19 protein-coding genes and 1 pseudogene are annotated in these 18,929 nt (G+C 47.8%); 17 read left to right on the top strand and 3 right to left on the bottom strand.

Going from position 1 to position 18,929, the window contains the following annotated elements; all coding sequences use genetic code 11:
- Nucleotides 1-14 precede the first annotated feature (14 nt).
- Together LDO51_RS19670 and LDO51_RS09540 are read right to left on the bottom strand one after the other, a co-directional pair.
- On the bottom strand, nt 15-293 hold the full coding sequence (locus LDO51_RS19670; RefSeq protein ID WP_000058216.1) for a helix-turn-helix domain-containing protein: 279 nt from the start codon (nt 291-293) through the stop codon (nt 15-17).
- On the bottom strand, nt 290-613 hold the full coding sequence (locus LDO51_RS09540; RefSeq protein ID WP_001896384.1) for a type II toxin-antitoxin system RelE/ParE family toxin: 324 nt from the start codon (nt 611-613) through the stop codon (nt 290-292). Before LDO51_RS09540 ends, LDO51_RS19670 begins: the two co-directional genes overlap by 4 nt.
- Before the next feature lie 180 nt (nt 614-793).
- Here LDO51_RS09540 and traL point away from each other — a divergent pair, with 180 nt between their 5' ends.
- From traL to LDO51_RS19685, 17 genes and pseudogenes are all read left to right on the top strand, one after another.
- On the top strand, nt 794-1,075 hold the full coding sequence (gene traL / locus LDO51_RS09545; protein WP_000433891.1) for a type IV conjugative transfer system protein TraL: 282 nt from the start codon (nt 794-796) through the stop codon (nt 1,073-1,075).
- Nucleotides 1,072-1,698 carry a TraE/TraK family type IV conjugative transfer system protein gene (locus LDO51_RS09550; protein WP_159262613.1) on the top strand — a complete coding sequence of 209 codons (627 nt, stop codon included), beginning with the start codon at nt 1,072-1,074 and terminating at the stop codon, nt 1,696-1,698. The genes traL and LDO51_RS09550 overlap by 4 nt, the downstream gene beginning before the upstream one ends.
- On the top strand, nt 1,679-2,578 hold the full coding sequence (locus LDO51_RS09555) for a TraK domain-containing protein (RefSeq protein ID WP_345725755.1): 900 nt from the start codon (nt 1,679-1,681) through the stop codon (nt 2,576-2,578). The genes LDO51_RS09550 and LDO51_RS09555 overlap by 20 nt, the downstream gene beginning before the upstream one ends.
- A 2-nt stretch (nt 2,579-2,580) precedes the next feature.
- The gene (locus LDO51_RS09560; protein WP_159262611.1) at nt 2,581-3,870 is read left to right on the top strand and encodes a TraB/VirB10 family protein; all 1,290 of its coding nucleotides are present in this window, start codon (nt 2,581-2,583) and stop codon (nt 3,868-3,870) included.
- 74 nt (nt 3,871-3,944) lie between these two features.
- On the top strand, nt 3,945-4,517 hold the full coding sequence (gene traV, locus LDO51_RS19675) for a type IV conjugative transfer system lipoprotein TraV (RefSeq protein WP_148039504.1): 573 nt from the start codon (nt 3,945-3,947) through the stop codon (nt 4,515-4,517).
- Nucleotides 4,514-4,900 carry a TraA family conjugative transfer protein gene (gene traA, locus LDO51_RS09570; RefSeq protein WP_032469918.1) on the top strand — a complete coding sequence of 129 codons (387 nt, stop codon included), beginning with the start codon at nt 4,514-4,516 and terminating at the stop codon, nt 4,898-4,900. The genes traV and traA overlap by 4 nt, the downstream gene beginning before the upstream one ends.
- Nucleotides 4,901-5,120: 220 nt before the next feature.
- Entirely contained in the window at nt 5,121-5,912 is a 792-nt protein-coding gene (locus LDO51_RS09575) for a type IV toxin-antitoxin system AbiEi family antitoxin (protein WP_002040534.1), read from the top strand.
- Nucleotides 5,905-6,841: pseudogene (locus LDO51_RS09580) on the top strand (nucleotidyl transferase AbiEii/AbiGii toxin family protein). The gene LDO51_RS09575 and the pseudogene LDO51_RS09580 overlap by 8 nt, the downstream one beginning before the upstream one ends.
- Nucleotides 6,842-6,972: 131 nt before the next feature.
- Entirely contained in the window at nt 6,973-7,665 is a 693-nt protein-coding gene (locus LDO51_RS09585; protein ID WP_001228924.1) for a DsbC family protein, read from the top strand.
- On the top strand, nt 7,665-10,064 hold the full coding sequence (gene traC, locus LDO51_RS09590; RefSeq protein ID WP_000648043.1) for a type IV secretion system protein TraC: 2,400 nt from the start codon (nt 7,665-7,667) through the stop codon (nt 10,062-10,064). The genes LDO51_RS09585 and traC overlap by 1 nt, the downstream gene beginning before the upstream one ends.
- On the top strand, nt 10,057-10,404 hold the full coding sequence (locus LDO51_RS09595) for a hypothetical protein (RefSeq protein WP_001044649.1): 348 nt from the start codon (nt 10,057-10,059) through the stop codon (nt 10,402-10,404). The genes traC and LDO51_RS09595 overlap by 8 nt, the downstream gene beginning before the upstream one ends.
- Nucleotides 10,388-10,900 carry a S26 family signal peptidase gene (locus LDO51_RS09600; protein WP_181159794.1) on the top strand — a complete coding sequence of 171 codons (513 nt, stop codon included), beginning with the start codon at nt 10,388-10,390 and terminating at the stop codon, nt 10,898-10,900. Before LDO51_RS09595 ends, LDO51_RS09600 begins: the two co-directional genes overlap by 17 nt.
- 7 nt (nt 10,901-10,907) lie before the next feature.
- Nucleotides 10,908-12,035, top strand: a complete 1,128-nt coding sequence (locus tag LDO51_RS09605) for a TrbC family F-type conjugative pilus assembly protein (RefSeq protein ID WP_225574384.1) — start codon at nt 10,908-10,910, stop codon at nt 12,033-12,035.
- Complete coding sequence (locus LDO51_RS09610) at nt 12,019-13,047, top strand: TraU family protein (protein WP_022609812.1); 1,029 nt, start codon at nt 12,019-12,021, stop codon at nt 13,045-13,047. The genes LDO51_RS09605 and LDO51_RS09610 overlap by 17 nt, the downstream gene beginning before the upstream one ends.
- Nucleotides 13,048-13,049: 2 nt before the next feature.
- On the top strand, nt 13,050-16,742 hold the full coding sequence (gene traN / locus LDO51_RS09615; RefSeq protein ID WP_225574385.1) for a conjugal transfer protein TraN: 3,693 nt from the start codon (nt 13,050-13,052) through the stop codon (nt 16,740-16,742).
- 231 nt (nt 16,743-16,973) lie between these two features.
- A complete protein-coding gene (locus LDO51_RS19680) occupies nt 16,974-17,306 on the top strand; it encodes a hypothetical protein (protein ID WP_001132435.1) in 333 nt (110 codons plus the stop codon).
- Between the two features lie 30 nt (nt 17,307-17,336).
- Nucleotides 17,337-17,999, top strand: coding sequence for a hypothetical protein (locus LDO51_RS19685; RefSeq protein ID WP_000342215.1), 663 nt, complete (start codon nt 17,337-17,339; stop codon nt 17,997-17,999).
- A gap of 90 nt (nt 18,000-18,089) precedes the next feature.
- Here LDO51_RS19685 and LDO51_RS09630 read toward each other — a convergent pair whose 3' ends face one another.
- Nucleotides 18,090-18,692: a hypothetical protein gene (locus LDO51_RS09630; RefSeq protein WP_000035788.1), complete on the bottom strand. Its 603-nt coding sequence runs from the start codon at nt 18,690-18,692 to the stop codon at nt 18,090-18,092.
- Nucleotides 18,693-18,929 lie beyond the last annotated feature (237 nt).

The raw sequence follows: 18,929 nt of genomic DNA on the forward strand, positions 1-18,929 counted from the left end.
CCTCATGAATGACGTTAACTCATTTTTTGTGGCTTGAGTGTTAGTTCAAAGCCACATGCGTGAGCATATTTTAGAAGAGTTGACCAACTTGGATTGGCATTACCTTTTTCTAAACGACTGACGTTACTTTTTTGGGTATGCATTCTTTCAGCAACCTGTTCTTGAGTAAGCCCCGCCTTTGTTCTCATGGTAAGCAATTGGTCAATAAAGCTGAACTCACTCTCAAGCTTATCGTACTCATTCTTAACTTCAGCATTGGCTAAAGCACGTTGTTTCAGTTTTTGCAGACTCATGATTTTTGAACCTCTTTTTGTCTATCTCTGGCAAGATTGAGCTCATTTTTGGGCGTCTTTTGAGATTTTTTTACAAAAGCGTGTAACACATAAATGTGCTTCCCTTTTAAGTAGCAAAATAAGCCTCTACCAATACCTTCTTGAGCTTTGGCGCGGATTTCAAATAACCCATCGCCCATAGACTCAGTATGAGGAGGCCCCAAGTTTGCACCATGCTTTTCCATCAGCTCTAAAAGCTTAATCATGCGAGCTTGTATTTTGGGTGGCATATCGAGGATCTGATCCTCAACGCCATCGTAAAAGTCGATCTTCCAGCTCATGGGTATCCTTAACTTAGGTTATCATAAATGATAACTCTGGTTGCGCGGTTTGTCTAGAACTTAACCGTCTTGTCTGAGTAGAACCCTCAAAACCTTCAAAAATTCGGCATCTAGCTGACCACCGAACCTGCCAATCCCAAGGCATTCTTCACTTCTCAATTCAAACAACGAGGAGTGACTATGGAACCTGTGAGTATTCCATCCTATATCGATGACCCGCCGCACTTCCTGCTTTGGAGTGCCGATGAGATGGCTCCCATCCTGTTGGGGCTAGTGATCGGCATTTTTACCGGTAATGCCTTGGTTTTATGCCTGTTGGGGTTGGTGACAACCAAGCTCTATCGGCGTTTTCGTGATGGTCGCCCAGATGGTTTTATTCTTCACGCCATCTACTGGGCCGGGCTGTTGCCAACCAAAGCCAAGACGATCCCTAACCCATTTATCAGGAGCTATCTACCGTGAAGTTCGACGTGTTTTTAAAATCATGGCAAGGCACGCAATTAGAGAACCGATGGCAACGGTTCCTGATTGCGGTGCTGGTGCTATCTAACTTGCTGCTTGCGGTTGCGGCATTTTCTCGCAATACCGTGGTAGCCATTCAACCGCCAACCTTGTCTGAAACGGCTGAAGTGTCACGAAACCAGGCTACTCAGCCTTACTTGGAATCCTGGGGGCTCTACCTAGCTGAGCTTATGGGCAACGTGACGCCGGGCAATGTGTCTTTTATCCGAATTGCTATCGAGCCGCTGCTTTCTCCAGCGGTGTACCAGCAAGTGGTCGATGCACTGGAGATTCAGGCAAGACAAATCCGGGAAGACCGAGTCACGCTCAAATTCCAACCCAGACAAGTGGAGTATGAGTATGAAACCGGCCATGTCTTTGTGACCGGTTATTCCTTGGTCTCTGGACCATCTGGAGATGAACAGCGCCAAACTCGCACCTATGAGTTTGACATCGATATTGAGCAATACCGTCCAAAACTTAGCTGGATGGATACCTATGAGGGGCAAGCTAGAACGAAGCGCGTTCGTGAAAAGTTGACCCAAGAGCAAAACCGGAGGGTGAATGATGCGAACCAAAATTAGTCGATGGATTACACCAAGCTTAATCGCAATGAGCTTGAGTGGCGTCCTGTTATCTCAAGCGTCGTATGCAGACGTGGAATTGCCGATTGTGCCAGCTAGTGTGATGAAGCAGCCCGCTACAGCAAATCCACCGGTTCAAACCAATATGGTTTCAACGGATGTGCCAACAACGCTACTGATGACACCGGGGGTTAATGAACTGATCCCTGTCGCACTTGGTCATCTGAATCGGATTGTGACGCCGTTTGAATCGCCTCAGGTGAGAACAACCAGTGATGCTCAGACGCAAATCAAGGGGAATGTTGTATATGTGGCCACGGACAAAGAATCACCGGTTTCACTTTACATCACTCCGCCTGGTCTGGAAGCGCCCGCGTTATCTGTCACCTTAGTACCTCGTCGTATTCCACCGCGTGAAATCACCTTAGCTATTGATGGTCAGCAGTGGCCTATTAAGGGCGTCGTGAACCGCAAAGCCGCCACTTGGGAAACAGCTCAACCTTACGTCGATAACCTACGTGACTTACTCAGACGCCTTGCACTAAATGAGTTACCACAAGGCTATGACATCCGTTTAGCTGGCCAAACTGACACAAGCCCGAAATGTTTTCAGCCGGGCTTAAAGTTTGGTTTTAAGCAGGGGCAAATTGTGTCGGGACATTACTTCACCGTCTATGTAGGACTGGTTGAAAGCTTTGCCGATGAGCCGATAGAAGCCAGTGAATTAGCCTGTCATACACCAGATATAGTGGCAAGCGCCTACTGGCCTCGCAATATCTTGTTGCCGGGTGAAAAGACTGAGTTGTATGTGGTTGTTCGCAATCATCGTGAAGAAGCGGTGGAAAGTCAGCGACCTTCGCTTCTTGTGGGAGGTGAATAACGATGAAAGCACAATGGGAACAAATGAGCCCGAACATGAAGCGGGGCCTATCGGTTGCAGGTATTGCTGGTGGTCTCATCCTTATGGTGATGGTGTTTTCACCTAATCCTGACGATGGCTCAAGTAGTCGGAACCGACAGGAAACGATCCGGCACATTCTTACGGATACCAATACTCGTGATGTTGGGGTCGATAGTTTGGCTGCGAACGTAAAACTACTCAGTGAGCGCAATGAACAGTTACGTCGTGAAGTTGAGCGCTTGCGTCGTGACGTCGATTCAGGACGGCTAAGCCCAGGTTCGCCTTCTATACCAAGTGAGGTCAATGCGGAGCTGGCCCGCCTTAGAGCGGAACTTGATGATGTTCGCGCAGGAGGTGATGCAGCAGTTGAAGGCACAAATAGCCGTTTTGAAGTGCCTTTATCTGCCATGGAATTACCCAAAGACGAAAAGCCTCTGCCGTCTAACCCAGACGACTATTTTGCCAATGCGCCGCTGCCTGATCCGCTCTATCAGCAGCCAGCCAATGGCCAAGGTACACGAGCACGAGATGTTCCATTGCCGCCAATCACGATTCGTATGATTGAGCCTGAAGTGGTTGCTGAACCAGAGGTTGTTGTGCAAGAAGCGCCGCCTTTGTATCTACCGGCGGGCAGCATCATCTCAGGTACTTTGATCACCGGTTTGGATGCACCTACTCACGAGTCCGCAAGACGCGAGCCTTTTCCTGCATTGCTGAGGATTCAAAAGGAAGCCATTTTACCCAACCGATTTAGAGCGGATATCAAAGAGTGTTTCTTGATCGCCGCAGGTTACGGTGATTTGAGCTCTGAGCGTGCTTATTTGCGAGGCGAGACCATTTCATGTGTGAGAGAAGATGGTGGCGTCATTGAAACGCGACTTGATTCTTATGCCGTGGGTGAAGACGGCAAAGCCGGTATTCGTGGCCGATTAGTGTCGAAACAAGGCCAGCTGGTGGCCAAATCGATGATGGCCGGATTCCTTCAGGGCTTGGCAGGCGCATTTGATGTGAATCCTGTTCCGACGATTCAGACGGGTAATGCCGGTGATACTCAGCTGTACCAGCAAGTCATGAGCCAAGAAGCATTACAAGGTGCTGCGATTAAAGGCACCGGTAAAGCATTGGATCGAGTGGCCAAGTTCTATTTGGACATGGCTGAAAATATGTTCCCAGTCATAGAGGTAGACGCTGCCAGGAAAATTGATGTCATAGTCACTCGTGGTGCCTCGTTGTCGTTGGCCACTTCGCAAGGGGGAGGTGCAAGAAGATGAAAAAATCCTGCATGTTGCTAACCGATCGAAGTCCGTTTCAGACAATAAGATGTGTATCCAGAGGAGAGTTAACCATGACGACATCAATGCAGAACAACCCAAAGCACCATTCAAAACAGTGGTCTAAAGCTGGATTACTTTTATTGGCAGTCGGCTCAACCTTATTGTCTGGCTGTAGTTCATTGGGTCTTGGGAGTAGTGAATATGGATGTCCAGGTATGCCTGACGGTGTGCGCTGTTTATCCGCTCGTGAAGTCTATGAGCTTACAAGTAATGGGGCTGCACCCAAGACGATTGATGCTGTGGCGACTCGAATTGGTTCTCCCTCTGGGTATTCACAATCTGATTTAGAGACAGGACTGCTGAGCCATCCAGCATTACCTGAGACGCAGCAATCTGCACCTCTTCGCATTCCTTCAAGAGTGATGCGAATTTGGATTGCGCCTTGGGAGGATGACCGTGGAGATCTGAATTTATCCAGCTACGTGTTTACCGAAATTGAACCGCGCCGGTGGGATATTGGGGTGTCAGCACCTCGAACGGTTTCGCCAGTGCTACGTCCACTTCAGACTCAAAGCGATTCTGCCTCAGCGGGAGCTGATGGTAAGCGCGATAACTTGAGTATCTACGGAGAAACTAACGAATGACAAATGCAGTTCGCACCATTCAAACTCAGCGCCTAATGACCATTGGTGCGCTTGGTTTGATGGCGTTAATGATTTCGGAGCCCTCATTTGCGGGCACCGGCGGTGATGCTTTCACCGATGTGTGGGATACCCTAAAAGATTGGACCCAAGGTACTTTGGGACGGATCGTAGCGGGAGCCATGGTACTGGTGGGTATTGTGGGAGGTATCGCTCGCCAAAGCTTGATGGCCTTTGCCTTGGGCATTGGTGGCGGTATGGGTCTCTACAACACACCAACAGTCGTTGAAAGTGTTATGTCTGCAACCTTACCTGTTGTTGCCAGCACTCAAGAAGTCATTGGCACAACAGTTCCAGCAATCAGCGTCGTCTTACTGGGCACCTGAATGTGAGCCATATTAGGCAGTTCACTTAAGGCAATCAAACTTAGGTCTACACAACATCGGGTTATTGGTGATGTTGTGTAGACCTTTTCATTTCAGCGACGCCACATTAACGAACTTGGTTTACAGTATTTGGTATATTAATACCTAAGGTGTTAAAATTCCTATCGTAATAAACTATATGGTTTATACTGTTCGTGATATTCATACCTTGGGTGTTAAAATGTCATCTAAAATAAACTGGCTTGTTGCTCATACTTCTCCTGGTGCGCTAGTACTTCAGCAATGGCTGACTGAAAACGGCGTGAGCTACTCCCTGGCTCAAAAGTACACGCAGAACGGTTGGCTGAAGAAGCTTAGTTCTGGTGTGTACTATCGTCCAAATGCGCAGGGCGATATAAAGCCAACTTGGGTTGATGCCATTCAAGCATTGGATGTGCAATTGGGCGTTCCAGTTCATTTGGCTGGATTGAGCAGCTTAACTCACCAAGGACTGAGTCACTATTTGCAGCTGAACAAAGAGCAAGTTTGGATTTGCGTTAAAAACAAGTCGTCCTTACCGAAATGGTTTCGTGAATTCCCTTATCAGAATTGGTTTTACTGCGGAAACCATAAGCTTGAAGTGAATCCCGAGAAGGATTTGAAAAGGATCACGGTTAAAGAGAAAGAGCTCACTGTCAGCTGTGCAGAACTTGCTGCCTATGAAGTGGTAGATGCGATTGGAAAGCTGATTTCATTTGAGCATGTCGCAGAATTATTTCAGGGTTTAGTCAATCTTAGCCCTAGAAAAGTACAAGATATTCTTGAACGAAGCAGCTCTGTTCAGGCAAACCGAATATTTCTATTTCTGGGTCGATACTACGATCACCAGTGGGTCAATCGCATAGATGAAACAAGAATTAAATTGGGGGCAGGAAAGCGGCAGGTTGTCGAAAAAGGACGTTTTGATGAGCGATATCAAATCACAGTGCCAGAGATATTAAGCGTCAAAAAAGGTGAACAACATAATGGATAAAGATAGCCCATATTACAAACAGGTTTCCTTGCTCATAAGAATGCTTCCTGTGGTAGCAACAGAGACGGTTTTTGCACTTAAAGGTGGCACCGCCATTAATTTATTTGTGAGAGATTTTCCTCGGCTATCTGTAGATATTGATCTTGCTTATCTTCCACTTGAACCAAGAGATGAGGCTTTGATTAATGTCAGGGCTGCATTGCAGCGCATTACAGACAGAATCAATACTCAACCAGATATCAGAGCGGCATTTCAGGATAATAAAGCTGATGAACTGAGAATCGTTGTATCAAGTCCGGTTGCGACGATCAAAATTGAAGTGTCGCCCGTCGCCAGAGGTACATTGCATAGTGCAGAAATAATGCCAGTTCAAGAGTCTGTTGAAGACGAGTTTGGTTATGCTGAGATTCAGGTAGTCAGTCTTCCCGATCTGTATGGTGGAAAATTGTGTGCTGCAATGGATCGCCAACATCCTCGCGACTTATTTGATGTGCGTATGTTACTTGGCAGTGAAGGGATTTCGAGAGAGATTTTGGTGGGTTTTTTAACCTATACATTAAGTCACCCTCGGCCTATTAATGAAGTCATGTCGCCAAACTGGCAGCCTCTGAATGAGAAATTTCAGGCAGAATTTGACGGAATGACTTTTGAAAAAGTTGAATGCGAAGACTTAGCCTCTTAGGCCCATGATGTTAATTGAACTGCAAAAACATTTCACAGAAAGGGATCATGCTTTCCTTATGTCATTCAAAAGAGGACAACCTGACTGGGCATTGTTTGACTATCCTAAAGCAGCAGACTTGCCAGCGATTCGTTGGAAGTTGCAGAACATTAACAAATTGGCAAAGAATCAAGCAAAACATCAAGAGCAATTAGATAAATTGAAGCAAGTGCTTGATGATTGGCTTGTTAACGCAAACGCCGAGTAATTCGTTTATAACAAACCTCAACGAGCTATAAGCCCCCTAGTTAGATTGCGATTTCTTCAATCTATCTAACCGAGTCCACATAGGACAACTGCATAGACTGGAGCCTCGATTTACATTAACGAGGACTCCTCATGCGAAAACTATCTCCAATTATTCTGGCGCTTGCGCTGTCTCCATTGGTTCAAGCTGAACCTGTGTCTGAAGTGTCGCCCGTTGGCAAAATTGACGGCATGGTTTCTTTGCCGGTCACGGGTATGAAAGCGGTCGAAAGCAATGGCCGTATTGTTTTCATGTCAGACAGTGGCCGGTTCGTCATTGATGGCACGCTCTATGATGCCTGGTCGAAAAAGCCGCTTACCAGCCTTGAAGAAATTCGTGAAGCGGGTAACACGCTGGACTTAAGTCGTCTTGGCTTAAAAATGGATGATTTGAATCCACTGACGCTGGGTGAAGGCAAAAAGAAAGTGGTGGTCTTTGTTGATCCCCGGTGTCCGCATTGCCATGAGCTTTTGAAACAAGCCCTACCGCTAACCAAAGAATACACCTTCCAAATACTCCCTGTGCCAGTGCTTGGTCCTGATTCAGAGCGTCAGGTTCGCCAGCTTGGCTGTGCGCGTGACAAAAAAGCGGCCACCGATGCATTGCTGAATGGCCGGATTGGTAACCTAGAACAGGATGATGCCTGCAACTTAGAACCAATGCAGCGTACCTTGGTGACGGCTCAAATCCTGGGCATTCAAGGTGTGCCTTTCATCGTCGCCAATGATGGTCGCATCAGCCGAGGCCGTCCTTATGATCTTTCTGCTTGGTTGGAGGGGCGTTAATGAAAGCCTCTCTGTATTCAGGGCAACGCGCTTCAGAGCTATTGCCAGTATTGGCCTATTCAGACGATGAGCAACTGTTTTTCATGGAAGACCAAAGTGTTGGCTTTGGTTTTCTATGTGACCCATTGCCGGGTGGTGATGAGTCTGTTGCAGACAGGGTTAATGTTCTTCTCAACAACGACTGGCCAAAAGACACTTTGCTGCAATTTGGCCTGTACGCCTCGCCTGATATTCAAACCGACCTTCAGCGCATGATGGGCTTACGGCATCGTCAATCCGATCCATTGCTTAGGGCGTCGATACGCAAACGTGCGGATTTTCTCGATGGGGGCACGGTTCAACCGATAGAAGAATCGACCCAGACTCAGGTTCGCAACTTTCAACTGATCGTCACCTGCAAATTGCCTTTGGAAAGTCCTATACCGACGGAGCGTGAGTTGAGTCGAGCATCCGCGCTTCGGGCTTCTTTCTCGCAAGCGCTGGCAACGGTTGGTTTTCGCGTCACTGAGATGACTGACCGAAACTGGCTCGCGGCAATAAGTGCTCAGCTTAACTGGGGAAAAGATGCTTCCTGGCGCAATCCATCACCAATCCGCAGTGAGGCAGATAAACCACTTCGGGAGCAAGTGTTGGATTATGACCGAGCTATCAAGGTGGATAGCCAAGGTCTGATGCTGGGCGATTACCGAGTTAAAACCTTATCGTTTAAACGCTTGCCTGAGCGGATCTGGTTTGGTCATGCCGCAAGTTTTGCGGGCGATATGATGACGGGCAGTCGCGGTTTACGCGGCAGCTTTTTGCTAAATGTCACCATTCACTTTCCCTCAGCTGAGGCGATGAGATCTCGTTTAGAGACGAAGCGTCAGTGGGCGGTCAATCAGGCCTATGGCCCGATGCTCAAGTTTGTGCCGGTGCTTGCAGCCAAGAAAAAGGGATTTGATGTTCTTTTTGAAGCTTTGCAAGAAGGTGATCGTCCTATTCGGGCCAATATGACTTTGACGCTGTTTTCACCAACGGGAGAAGCGTCCATCAGCTCTGTTTCAAATGCTCGAACTTATTTCAAAGAACTCGGATTTGAGCTGATGGAAGACAAGTACTTCTGTTTGCCCATTTTCCTGAATGCCTTGCCATTTGGTGCTGACCGCCAGGCGATGAACGACTTGTTTCGATTCAAGACCATGGCGACACGGCATGTCATCCCTCTGTTGCCTTTATTTGCGGATTGGAAAGGCACTGGCACGCCGGTGATTAACTTTGTTTCCCGTAATGGCCAGATCATGAGTGTGTCCCTTTATGACTCGGGCAGTAATTACAATTGTTGCATCGCGGCGCAATCGGGATCGGGTAAGTCATTCCTGGTGAACGAAATCATCTCCTCCTACCTATCAGAAGGCGGGCAATGCTGGGTGATTGATGTTGGCCGCTCTTATGAAAAGCTGTGTGAAGTCTATGACGGTGAGTTCTTACAGTTCGGGCGAAACAGTGGCATTTGCTTAAATCCGTTTGAAATCGTTGAGGACTATGACGAAGAAGCGGATGTGTTGGTTGGGTTATTGGCCGCAATGGCCGCACCTACGCAGTCATTAACCGATTTTCAGATGGCAAACCTAAAGCGTCAGACCCGTGAACTGTGGGAGAAAAAAGGTCGTGCCATGTTGGTTGATGATGTGGCAGAGGCCTTGAAAAATCACGAAGACCGACGTGTGCAAGACGTGGGTGAGCAGCTCTATCCATTTACGACACAGGGCGAATATGGCCGCTTCTTTAATGGCCACAATAATATTCGCTTCAAAAACCGTTTCACCGTTCTGGAGTTAGAAGAGCTCAAGGGGCGTAAGCATCTACAACAAGTGGTGTTGCTTCAGCTTATCTACCAAATCCAACAAGAGATGTACTTAGGTGAGCGGGATCGTCGCAAGATTGTGTTCATCGACGAAGCCTGGGATCTGCTGACTCAAGGTGATGTCGGTAAATTTATCGAAACGGGTTACCGGCGATTTCGAAAATATGGTGGCAGTGCTGTAACGGTAACGCAATCGGTCAACGATTTGTATGATAGCCCTACAGGTAAAGCCATCGCTGAAAACTCAGCCAATATGTACCTGCTTGGTCAAAAAGCTGAAACCATCAACGCGCTCAAAAAAGAAGGCCGCTTGCCACTAGGTGAAGGCGGCTATGAATACCTGAAAACGGTTCATACCGTCACTGGTGTCTATTCCGAAATTTTCTTTATTACCGAAATGGGCACCGGGATTGGCCGCCTCATCGTCGATCCGTTTCACAAGCTGTTGTACTCGTCCCGTGCAGAAGATGTAAACGCGATTAAACAGTTAACGCGCAAAGGCCTTTCTGTTGCTGATGCCATCTCTCAGTTGTTGAAGGAGCGAGGCTATGAATAAGACCACGCTTTGGCCATTTATGGCCTCTATTACTTTGTCTATTGCTGGTAGCGGTTTAATGACCAGCTGGCTCTTAATGAAAACACTCGAACCCATCCACAGCCAGTTGGCGTTAAGTACGCCCATTGCGGTCGTGGATTTTGGGGAGGCTGTGCTGTCACTGGGCCCCAATGCCAGCGAACAAGACATCGAATCCAGGTTGCTTCAGACCAATCAGCAAATTGAAAAGCTAAAAGCAGCCGGTTTTATCGTGCTGGATGCCCAAGCGGTGGTGGGTGCTGATGATTCCGTATTTGTGCCATTAGGCTCAAAGGAGGTGTCTCATGCAGATACTCCGTAAAAGAATGCCTTGGCGGCCATACCTCATCCAGTTGACTGTTCTTGCGTTAATCATGGCCTTGGTAGGCACCTACGCCATGATGCGCTACCGAATAGGTATTGATACCCAGCAAGAGCGCTGCCTGCCTGATACCACGGTGTATCTGATTGACCTATGGAATAAAAAGCCCGTTAAGGATGGTTTGTATGCCTTCCACTCAAAAGGACTCGCTCCGTTATATAACGACGGTACTCGGATGCTGAAACGCCTAACAGGGATGCCTGGGGATGAAGTCAAGGTGACGCCTGAGCATGTGATGGTGAACGGTGCTGAAGTCTCTACCGGCATGGCATTAGCCCAGCGTCTTGGTGTGGCGGAAACAGAATTTAGCCGCTCATTGACGCTGCAAGAAAACGAATATTGGTTTTCCGGTGAGGCTGCAACGAGTTTTGACTCCCGCTATTGGAATGCCGTTAAGCGCGAGCAGATTGTTGGTCGCGCTTGGCCGCTTTGGTAGGAGGTGGATGATGAGAAGACTATGCCTCTTATTTTTGTTGGTTGCTCCATTGGCTTGGGTTCAAGTGTCCTGGGCACAAGAGCCTTATCCGTTGTCTGATGAGGACAAAAAGATCGTTGAAATGAGCCGCAGCATTTTACAAAGTGCTGTGGATGGCTCATCTGAATTTATTGAGCCTTTTGCACCGGTTGAACAACCTGTGTCGCTCAAACACAGCGATGAATGGTTGATATTTGCGTCGTCCTCATTGGGTGATTCCTCACTGAAGCAGCTATTTAAAGAGGCCAGTGCTACCGGCGCTATTGTGTTGTTTCGGGGAATTCCTGAAGGAAAGACCTTGGGGGCGGCGATCCGTGATTGGCATACGCTGATGGTGGGACTTGATCCTGTTCCTCAGGTTCGAATCGATCCGAAAGCCTTTGTGCACTGGCGGGTGACTAGCGTGCCTGCCATTTTCCGCATAGAAGATGACAAGGTGACTGCAAGTGCACTAGGGGTTTACAGCAAGGACTGGTTGCAGCGTCAAATTGAAACAGGCAATACCGGTTCATTGGGTCAACGCGGTCCTATTCATTCCATTTTAGAACCGGATTTGATGCAAGTGGCGATGCAGCGTTTACAGTCGCTTGACCTGGGCGCGTTAAAGAAAAAAGCCATTGAGCGTTTCTGGTCTCGCCAAACTTTCACTGACTTACCCAAAGCCACGCAGTATCGGATAAGAATGGTTGATCCAACCATCGTCATGAAGCGGCCACTATTGGATGCCAATGGCCGAACATTGATCCCAGCAGGAACGCGTATTAACCCGCTAAAAGCCTTGCCATTTACTCAGCAGCTCGTGGTGTTTAATGCGTCGAACGCTGAAGAAGTGGACGCAGTAGCGCATTGGCTTGAGGGCCAAGATAGGACGCTGCGCCGCATTACGCTTATCACCACGCAGCTCGACCGTGCTCAAGGTTGGAATAGCCTCAATGCGCTCGAAAAGACATTGGACAGTCCGGTTTATCTTCTCAATGCCTCGCTAAAGCAGCGCTTTGATTTGCAAGTCACCCCATCGTTTGTTCAAGCAAAGGGACTCGCGTTTGAAATAGAAGAAATTCCAGCAAAGGAGCTTGTTCATGAAAAAGCTCAATAATACGTATCGTCTGTTGCGGACTCTCGTTGTCATGTTTGTCCTTGGCGCATCTATTCCTGCAAAAGCCGAACTGACCTGCCCAGACGCGGGTTTATTGTCGGGCAAGTTGCTGACGGATGTTTGCTGGTCATGCATTTTTCCTATCCGGGTTGCCGGTCTTCCTCTTGGCTCAGGCAATGTCCCAAGCGGCGCATCAAACAAGTCGTTTTGCTTATGTGAAGATAACTTAGGTGTGCCAAGGCCAGGTATTGTTACCAGCATGTGGGAGCCAGCGCGTTTGATTGAACTGGTCAGAACGCCAGGTTGTTCGCCTTCACTGGGAGGGATTCGCTTACCGTTAGGTGATAGGCGATTGCAAGGTGGTCATGGTGAGGGTGAATACGATACCGGTGATCTCGCTTTCTACCATTACCATTATTACGCCTTTCCGCTTTTGGTCATGCTCGATTTGTTCATGGATGGCAATTGCAATGCCGATGGTTACATGGACTTTGACTTGATGTATTTGTCGGAATTGGACCCGACATGGCTGAACGATGAACTGGCCTTTTTTACTCAGCCTGAAGCGGCTGCCGTTGCCAATCCATTAGCTATCTCTGCTTGTACCGCTGACGCTGCCTCATCAACGCTTGGTAAACCCATCGACCAGTTGTTTTGGTGTGCTGGCAGTTGGGGACATCTCTATCCGTTATCTGGCCACACCTTAGCCTTTGGTTCATTAGCAGAAAACACCAGTCATTTAGCGGCGCGTGCAATCGCGGCTCAACACAGGCGTGGTCTTGCAAGACGAACAATGGGGAACAGTGCGCTATGCCGACCTGTTATCGAACCCATGCTGCCGAAATCACAATACAAGATGAGTATGTTCTTCCCTGTACCGGAAACTGAAAGTGCGCATGTCATCGGTGAAAGCACCATGAAATGGGGAGAGTGGAGAATGATCCCCGGTGCCGGTGAAGATGCGCTCTACATTTTGTGGCGCTGGCAAGACTGCTGTAACTCGGGAGGTTAACCATGAAACCAACGCTTTTTACCCGAGTTTTAGCGGGTATTTTATCAATCACTATGGCGTGCTTGCCCTTACATGGTGTGGCCGCTGATGTGCAGCGCCAATCCGGCCTAAGCGGACAACAAGAAGGTAAGCAATTACTGCAAAACTGGACGATGCCCGCACTTAACGGCAATACGTTGTCGGTGCCGAATGGCAGTGGTCATGAGTCAATTAACTTGCAAGAGCTTTTCCCTGGTATGGATCAGGGCTCATTGGATGTCTTAACGGGCGTTTATGGCTCTGATGCCAGTATGAATCAATTGGGGACACAGCGCCAAGAGAGCATGGCATCTGAAAGTGGCGCTATGGGTGAAGCATTTCGTTCGCTACAGCAAATCAAAGACCGGTCTCGGCCAGATATGGTCAATGATCCGCTTTGGGCATTAACTGATGCGGTTCAAACTGACCCCAATCTATTAACGCAAAGCTTCCCAGGCTGTGAGTCTCAAGGTGAAGGCAGCCCAAATTACCAGCAATGTGACAGGCTCAATACAGCGGTTAACAGCTGCACTATTACTCACGATTACACGGCAGGCATCATTGAGCATGTTTCAGGGCCGATGAACCTTCGCTCTTGTGGTGAAGGGTGTCTTGAAGTTTGGATAGGACGTATTGGCGACAACTACTGGAGTGGCCGTTGTAAAGTGTTTGAACAGGCCATCACACTAAAAGTCGTGAACCCCGATGCGATTACTTCAGCCGTTCTTGAGTACGCCAAATGGGATGACTACATGCAAGTTTGGCTTGGCGATCAGAAAGTCTGGTCTGGGCCGAACAATAACTTTCCACCAGAAACGGCTGGCCGCTGCGAGCTCAGTACCAGTTGGGAGCGCAATCCTAATACTGACCTCACCGCCAAGTTAAAAGCGGTAGAGCCCGGTTTAGAAGTGCCAGTCAAAATTCGCGTATCGGTAACGGGTAGTGGTGAGGGGTATGCACGCATCAAGGTGCGCTTTGATCCAACCAAGGTGGTGATGAATGATAGTTGGTCACCACAGTCCTGTATCGAACAAGCAGCGGATATCCCGGCTAAGTTTTCAGACTACAGCATTCAATGTACGGATCAGCCGTCATCAACCAACGGATGTACGGTGGTCAATGGTGTTTCAGTTTGTGAATCCTATTTTGCCCCAAGCCCAGTGGCTGGCATATCGCCTTTGTGTCGGCGTGTACAAGTTAGTGTGGATGATGAAAGCTATAAGGGGATTGAAAATCAGGCCTGCCAAGTGCTTGAAGCGAATCCTTCCTGTGGATTCATGTCGTCAGAATGTGCCGAGACCAATGATAAAGGTGAATGCATTCGTTTTACCGATACCTATGACTGTGGATTGCAAACCAGCGATCCAAAGTGTGTGGTATCCAATCTTATGCCGAGTAGTTTTGAGGCCTGTGAGCCTACTCAGACGATCACGCCATTTACTGAAACCAAGCATGTACCCGATTACCAGGTGTGCGAGAAGATCAGCACGCTTACTCAGTGTCAGTTAGAACGACGTGTATCCGTTGAAACCCATCAAAAAAGCTGGTCCATTGAGCGCGGTTGCTTTAGCTCTGAAACGCTCAGCTTTGTTCCACAGCACAGCAGCACTATGCAAACTGGAAACGCGACGCTGAGTATTTTTGATAATCAAAATACTGAGATAAAAATCACCGAGTCGCCATCCAAGGCAAATGGTTGGAAAACGACACTCTCATTGACGGGCAATAAGGAGACGGTGACTGAGACGAAACCGTCCATTAAGTACCCTGAAATGACGTGTCCAAAAGGAACCTTGGTTGGCTCATTGTGTAGGGTCGTTAATGGGTCGATTATTTCGTGGCATGAACCCCAGGAAATCACTCGTTCCAGATGCGAGTCCGGCTGGAACAAAGTCGATTTCGATACTTGCAGCCGAGAAGTTCAGAAGTGTTTGGCTCCTGCGAAACTAAGTGCTTCCTTGACATTCTCCGGCAAGTACTTAGAGCAGGACGTTGTTCATCAATCAAGTGATCCGGGCATAGACCAATGCTTGATGCAAACGGATCAGTTTACTGCGGTGCAGTGGCAGTGTTTGGATACGGGGACAAAACGAATAGAGGGGTTAACGGTTGGTAGTGGCGAGTTGGCAAAGCTTGGAAGTCTTTATCCGGCGGTTGTTTCGTCTCCTGCTCATTTAACCAGTCGTGGTAGCTCTGATGGACTGGGGCTCTCATGCTGGAGGGCAAAAGCGACCTACAATGCCTCGACTGCTCACCCAGAGTTCAACATGGGCAGCTCAGATAGCTGGGTAGATGCCAATGGTAATATACAAACCATCGTCAATAACGGACAAAACACGACCACCAATACGTGTTCCGCGCTGGAGCAAAACCCAGCCTGCCAGTATGTCAGAACCGAATGCACTGAAGGCGGAGCTGGTCATGAAGGCTTCTGCTATATCCAAAGTTTGGTGTATGACTGCGGACAAAGCGTAGAAGTGCAAAACGCTCGAATGGAAACTCAATACAACTGTGAGGGGCCAGTTCGCTGTATGGGCACAGATTGTTTAGAGCCAGAGTCAATCAAGCAGGCTAACTTTGCAGAGGCCGCTGCGATGCTTAATGCAGCGCAGTTTATGACCAATGATATGTCATGCACGGGAGCTGATGGCCAAGATAACGTCGAGTGTACGGTCTTTAAAGGTAATGCTGGCCAGTGCAAAAAAGCCGTTGGCGGCATAGTGGATTGCTGTGAAAAGCCAAGTGGCGTGTCGTTATCGGATTACATCACAATGATAGTTGCGGTCAACAAGCTTGATACGGCAGTCATGGCCATGAATCCGTCGTCGGCAATCTATGGTTCCTGGAATACGCTCAGGGAGCCAATCACGAGCACTTGGAGTGCGGTCAAAGAGCCTTTTGTGTCTGCATGGGACTCTCTCATGGGGGCTGGGCCATCAACGGCTGCTGGCGCGGGAGCGGAGCAAGCTGCGACTGGCTTTATGCAGGTGTTGACCAACAAGACGGCTGAATGGGTAGGTACGACCTTTGGTTCGGGGGCGCAATCGGCACTGTTTAGCAACGTTGGTGGCGCGGTTGGAGCCGATGGTGTTGTTTCGGGTGGCAACTTTGCCCTCGGTGGCGCTGCGGGCGCGGTTCTGAGTACGGTTATGACGGCCTACATGATTTATTCAGTCACCATGATCCTCATTCAGCTAATCTGGAAATGTGAGCAAAGTGAGTTTGAGATGAACGCCAAGCGGGTATTGAAGAGTTGCCATTACGTGGGCTCTTACTGCAAGTCTAAGTTCTTAGGTGCCTGTGTTGAGAAACGGCAATCATATTGCTGCTTTACTTCGCCACTTTCACGGATCATTCAAGAACAAGTACGTCCTCAATTGGGCCTTGGTTGGGGCAGTGCCAAGTCACCAAACTGTGAAGGTTTGACCGCGAGTCAGTTAAACCAGGTAGATTGGAGCCAAGTCAATCTGGATGAATGGATAGGTATCTTGTCGATAACAGGCAACCTACCCGAAGTACCGTCACTGGATCTGGAACGACTCACAGGCTCAGGAAGTACGCTAAACGTTGATGGAAATCGTCAAAGTGCCGCAGATAGAGCCATTGAAAGGCTAAACGGAATGGATGCTCAGAAATTACGCCAGGAGGCGACGGAAGAAATTTCGGGGAATAATTGAGCGTATCCATCTAAAACAGCTTTGCCAATAATGTTCCATCATGGTTACTTTAATGAGCTTATTGCGCCTTAAGGTAACCAATTTGGCACTTTGGGCCTCTTATACTTTCTGTTCAGCGTGTGCGCAATTTGCTCTTATTTTTTTACCATTTTCAGACTTAGGAGGCTGCTGCAAAAAGGAAAAGCTGATAGTCTGGCACATATAAAATTTATGATAAAAGGAAAATTAATAATGCCTAATTTCGATCAAAACTTTGAAGCTACTCGTTTGTCTATGCTTTCAAAACAACACCCTGACATTGTGAAGGTGTCGGGTGAGGTGGTGTTTCGTGCGGAAGATGACGAAGACCGCCTAAGCGGAACATCTTGGACTCTTGAAGATGACATTTTTGATCAGGTCACCGAATCAGGCTTCAAATTACACTTGCTTGAACTTCTGGATAATTTCATAGAATACCGAGGTCAATGTAACGAGCTGCCGAAAAAGGAAGGGATTGTGCGTTTTGGTGGTGGCACTTTAAATATTGAATGGCTACCTAATGGAACTACCCATCTATCCAAATGATGTTTTATAAGAACCAGCCTGAGTTTTCCTATGGATGATAAATATGTTTCAGAAATAGACTGTCTTGATAAGTTAATGGTTGCATGGTCAGAGGCATTCCCGAAGGATTGGTATTTCAACTACGATGGAGTGATTTCAACTGAGGACTGGGATAGTTGTGGTAAAAAAGTTTTGTTTGTTTTAAAGGAAACAAATGAAGCAAAGCAAAATATTGTCAACGCTATTAATAGGGCTATTGAGGTGAAGGCAAGTGGATGGTGGCGAGGAAAGGTTCTTCGTCGGGTGGGGCGTTGGGCTTACGGACTTCAAAAATATGATGGGGCTGTGCCGTCACTGAGAGATGCTAAATTAAATGAAAAAAATGCAGTTAAGAATATTGCATACATAAATATAAGGAAAACATCTGGAAGTGCGCGAACCGACCAAAAGTCGTTTGACGCCCATGCCAAAGAGTTTGCCCCTTTTGTTCGAAGGCAAATTGAGTTGATTAACCCTGATATTGTTGTGCTTTGCGGCACATATAATCAAGTTAAACGTTACGTATTCCCTGAGCTTAAAAAAGTTAGCGAACGAGTGCATGTTAATGACGGGGTTGTCTTCATCAATGCCTTCCATCCTGCCGCAAGAAAAAAGTCGGCCATGCTTTATCATCAAGTACTCGATAACTACCACGCTTACAAAAATCATATATAACCAATGCTTGAATAGTTATATGCAGCGCAAGCCTTGCGTCGTATCTTGAAAAAGCCCCTTCAAGAGGGGCTGTGTGATGGGAGCCGTTCGCTAGTTGGCGGGAGTATCTGTTTCCTCTTCAGTGATATCGTCATCGGTTGAAGGCACCGCTTGCTCAACTTCTGCTTCTTTACCCTTAGCTTGGGCTGATTTTCGTGCACGAATTTCGATATCAATAATGCGTCGTGCAAGTTTGATAATGCGCTGTTGCCATGCGTAGTTGCCATCAACACGTTGCTTGTTACTAAGCACGCTAGATAACCAGAGTGTGTCCATTGAGATCATCAACGAATCGAGTTTGCGCACTAAGCCGACAAACTGGCCAACCTGAGGCGAGCTGATTTTAGCGTTGAAGGTAATTGGGTCGGTGTAGTCAGGTACTTCATCGATGCCGTTGGACTCCATCAATTTGTCCAAACGAGATTGTTCGTTGTCTACCGCCTTAGCGCAATCCTCGATCAACTGGCTAATGATCTGTTCCACGTCATCAATTTCGTTCTCATCGCCAATGATGCGCAGGATGACATCGATTCCGTAAAGCGCACTGACCGTCCGTCTAAAAACACGGTCAACGACACGTTGCGCCTGTAAGCTATTAATTGTGAATGATTGTTCAAAGATGGGTTTTGAGTAACTGGGTTTTGCTTGGGCCATAAGTTTGCTCCTGATATGACAATAATCAGTCCCTAGACTAATCCTCTGTGAGGTAATGGCCTTTCAGCTAGGTGGAAGAATTGAGCATCTTTCTGACTATCCTGTCTGGATAAGACGGTTACACTGACTATCAAATATTGCTGATCTGTTTCAGTGATATCTGCGCCTGAGAGCATGAGCTCAAAGGAAGCCCGCCGCTGAGTATTCTCAGTGGTACTAAGAGGTAGCTAGCCTCCT

Source organism: Providencia alcalifaciens (assembly GCF_020271745.1).
Lineage (GTDB): Bacteria > Pseudomonadota > Gammaproteobacteria > Enterobacterales > Enterobacteriaceae > Providencia > Providencia alcalifaciens_B.

What these genes read in the sequence shown, in the direction of transcription:
- LDO51_RS19670 (WP_000058216.1), bottom strand. Translation starts at nt 293, where the DNA reads ATGAGTCTGCAAAAACTGAAACAACGTGCTTTAGCCAATGCTGAAGTT.
- LDO51_RS09540 (WP_001896384.1), bottom strand. Translation starts at nt 613, where the DNA reads ATGAGCTGGAAGATCGACTTTTACGATGGCGTTGAGGATCAGATCCTC.
- traL (WP_000433891.1), top strand. Translation starts at nt 794, where the DNA reads ATGGAACCTGTGAGTATTCCATCCTATATCGATGACCCGCCGCACTTC.
- LDO51_RS09555 (WP_345725755.1), top strand. Translation starts at nt 1,679, where the DNA reads ATGATGCGAACCAAAATTAGTCGATGGATTACACCAAGCTTAATCGCA.
- LDO51_RS09560 (WP_159262611.1), top strand. Translation starts at nt 2,581, where the DNA reads ATGAAAGCACAATGGGAACAAATGAGCCCGAACATGAAGCGGGGCCTA.
- traV (WP_148039504.1), top strand. Translation starts at nt 3,945, where the DNA reads ATGACGACATCAATGCAGAACAACCCAAAGCACCATTCAAAACAGTGG.
- traA (WP_032469918.1), top strand. Translation starts at nt 4,514, where the DNA reads ATGACAAATGCAGTTCGCACCATTCAAACTCAGCGCCTAATGACCATT.
- LDO51_RS09575 (WP_002040534.1), top strand. Translation starts at nt 5,121, where the DNA reads ATGTCATCTAAAATAAACTGGCTTGTTGCTCATACTTCTCCTGGTGCG.
- LDO51_RS09585 (WP_001228924.1), top strand. Translation starts at nt 6,973, where the DNA reads ATGCGAAAACTATCTCCAATTATTCTGGCGCTTGCGCTGTCTCCATTG.
- traC (WP_000648043.1), top strand. Translation starts at nt 7,665, where the DNA reads ATGAAAGCCTCTCTGTATTCAGGGCAACGCGCTTCAGAGCTATTGCCA.
- LDO51_RS09595 (WP_001044649.1), top strand. Translation starts at nt 10,057, where the DNA reads ATGAATAAGACCACGCTTTGGCCATTTATGGCCTCTATTACTTTGTCT.
- LDO51_RS09600 (WP_181159794.1), top strand. Translation starts at nt 10,388, where the DNA reads ATGCAGATACTCCGTAAAAGAATGCCTTGGCGGCCATACCTCATCCAG.
- LDO51_RS09605 (WP_225574384.1), top strand. Translation starts at nt 10,908, where the DNA reads ATGATGAGAAGACTATGCCTCTTATTTTTGTTGGTTGCTCCATTGGCT.
- LDO51_RS09610 (WP_022609812.1), top strand. Translation starts at nt 12,019, where the DNA reads ATGAAAAAGCTCAATAATACGTATCGTCTGTTGCGGACTCTCGTTGTC.
- traN (WP_225574385.1), top strand. Translation starts at nt 13,050, where the DNA reads ATGAAACCAACGCTTTTTACCCGAGTTTTAGCGGGTATTTTATCAATC.
- LDO51_RS19680 (WP_001132435.1), top strand. Translation starts at nt 16,974, where the DNA reads ATGCCTAATTTCGATCAAAACTTTGAAGCTACTCGTTTGTCTATGCTT.
- LDO51_RS19685 (WP_000342215.1), top strand. Translation starts at nt 17,337, where the DNA reads ATGGATGATAAATATGTTTCAGAAATAGACTGTCTTGATAAGTTAATG.
- LDO51_RS09630 (WP_000035788.1), bottom strand. Translation starts at nt 18,692, where the DNA reads ATGGCCCAAGCAAAACCCAGTTACTCAAAACCCATCTTTGAACAATCA.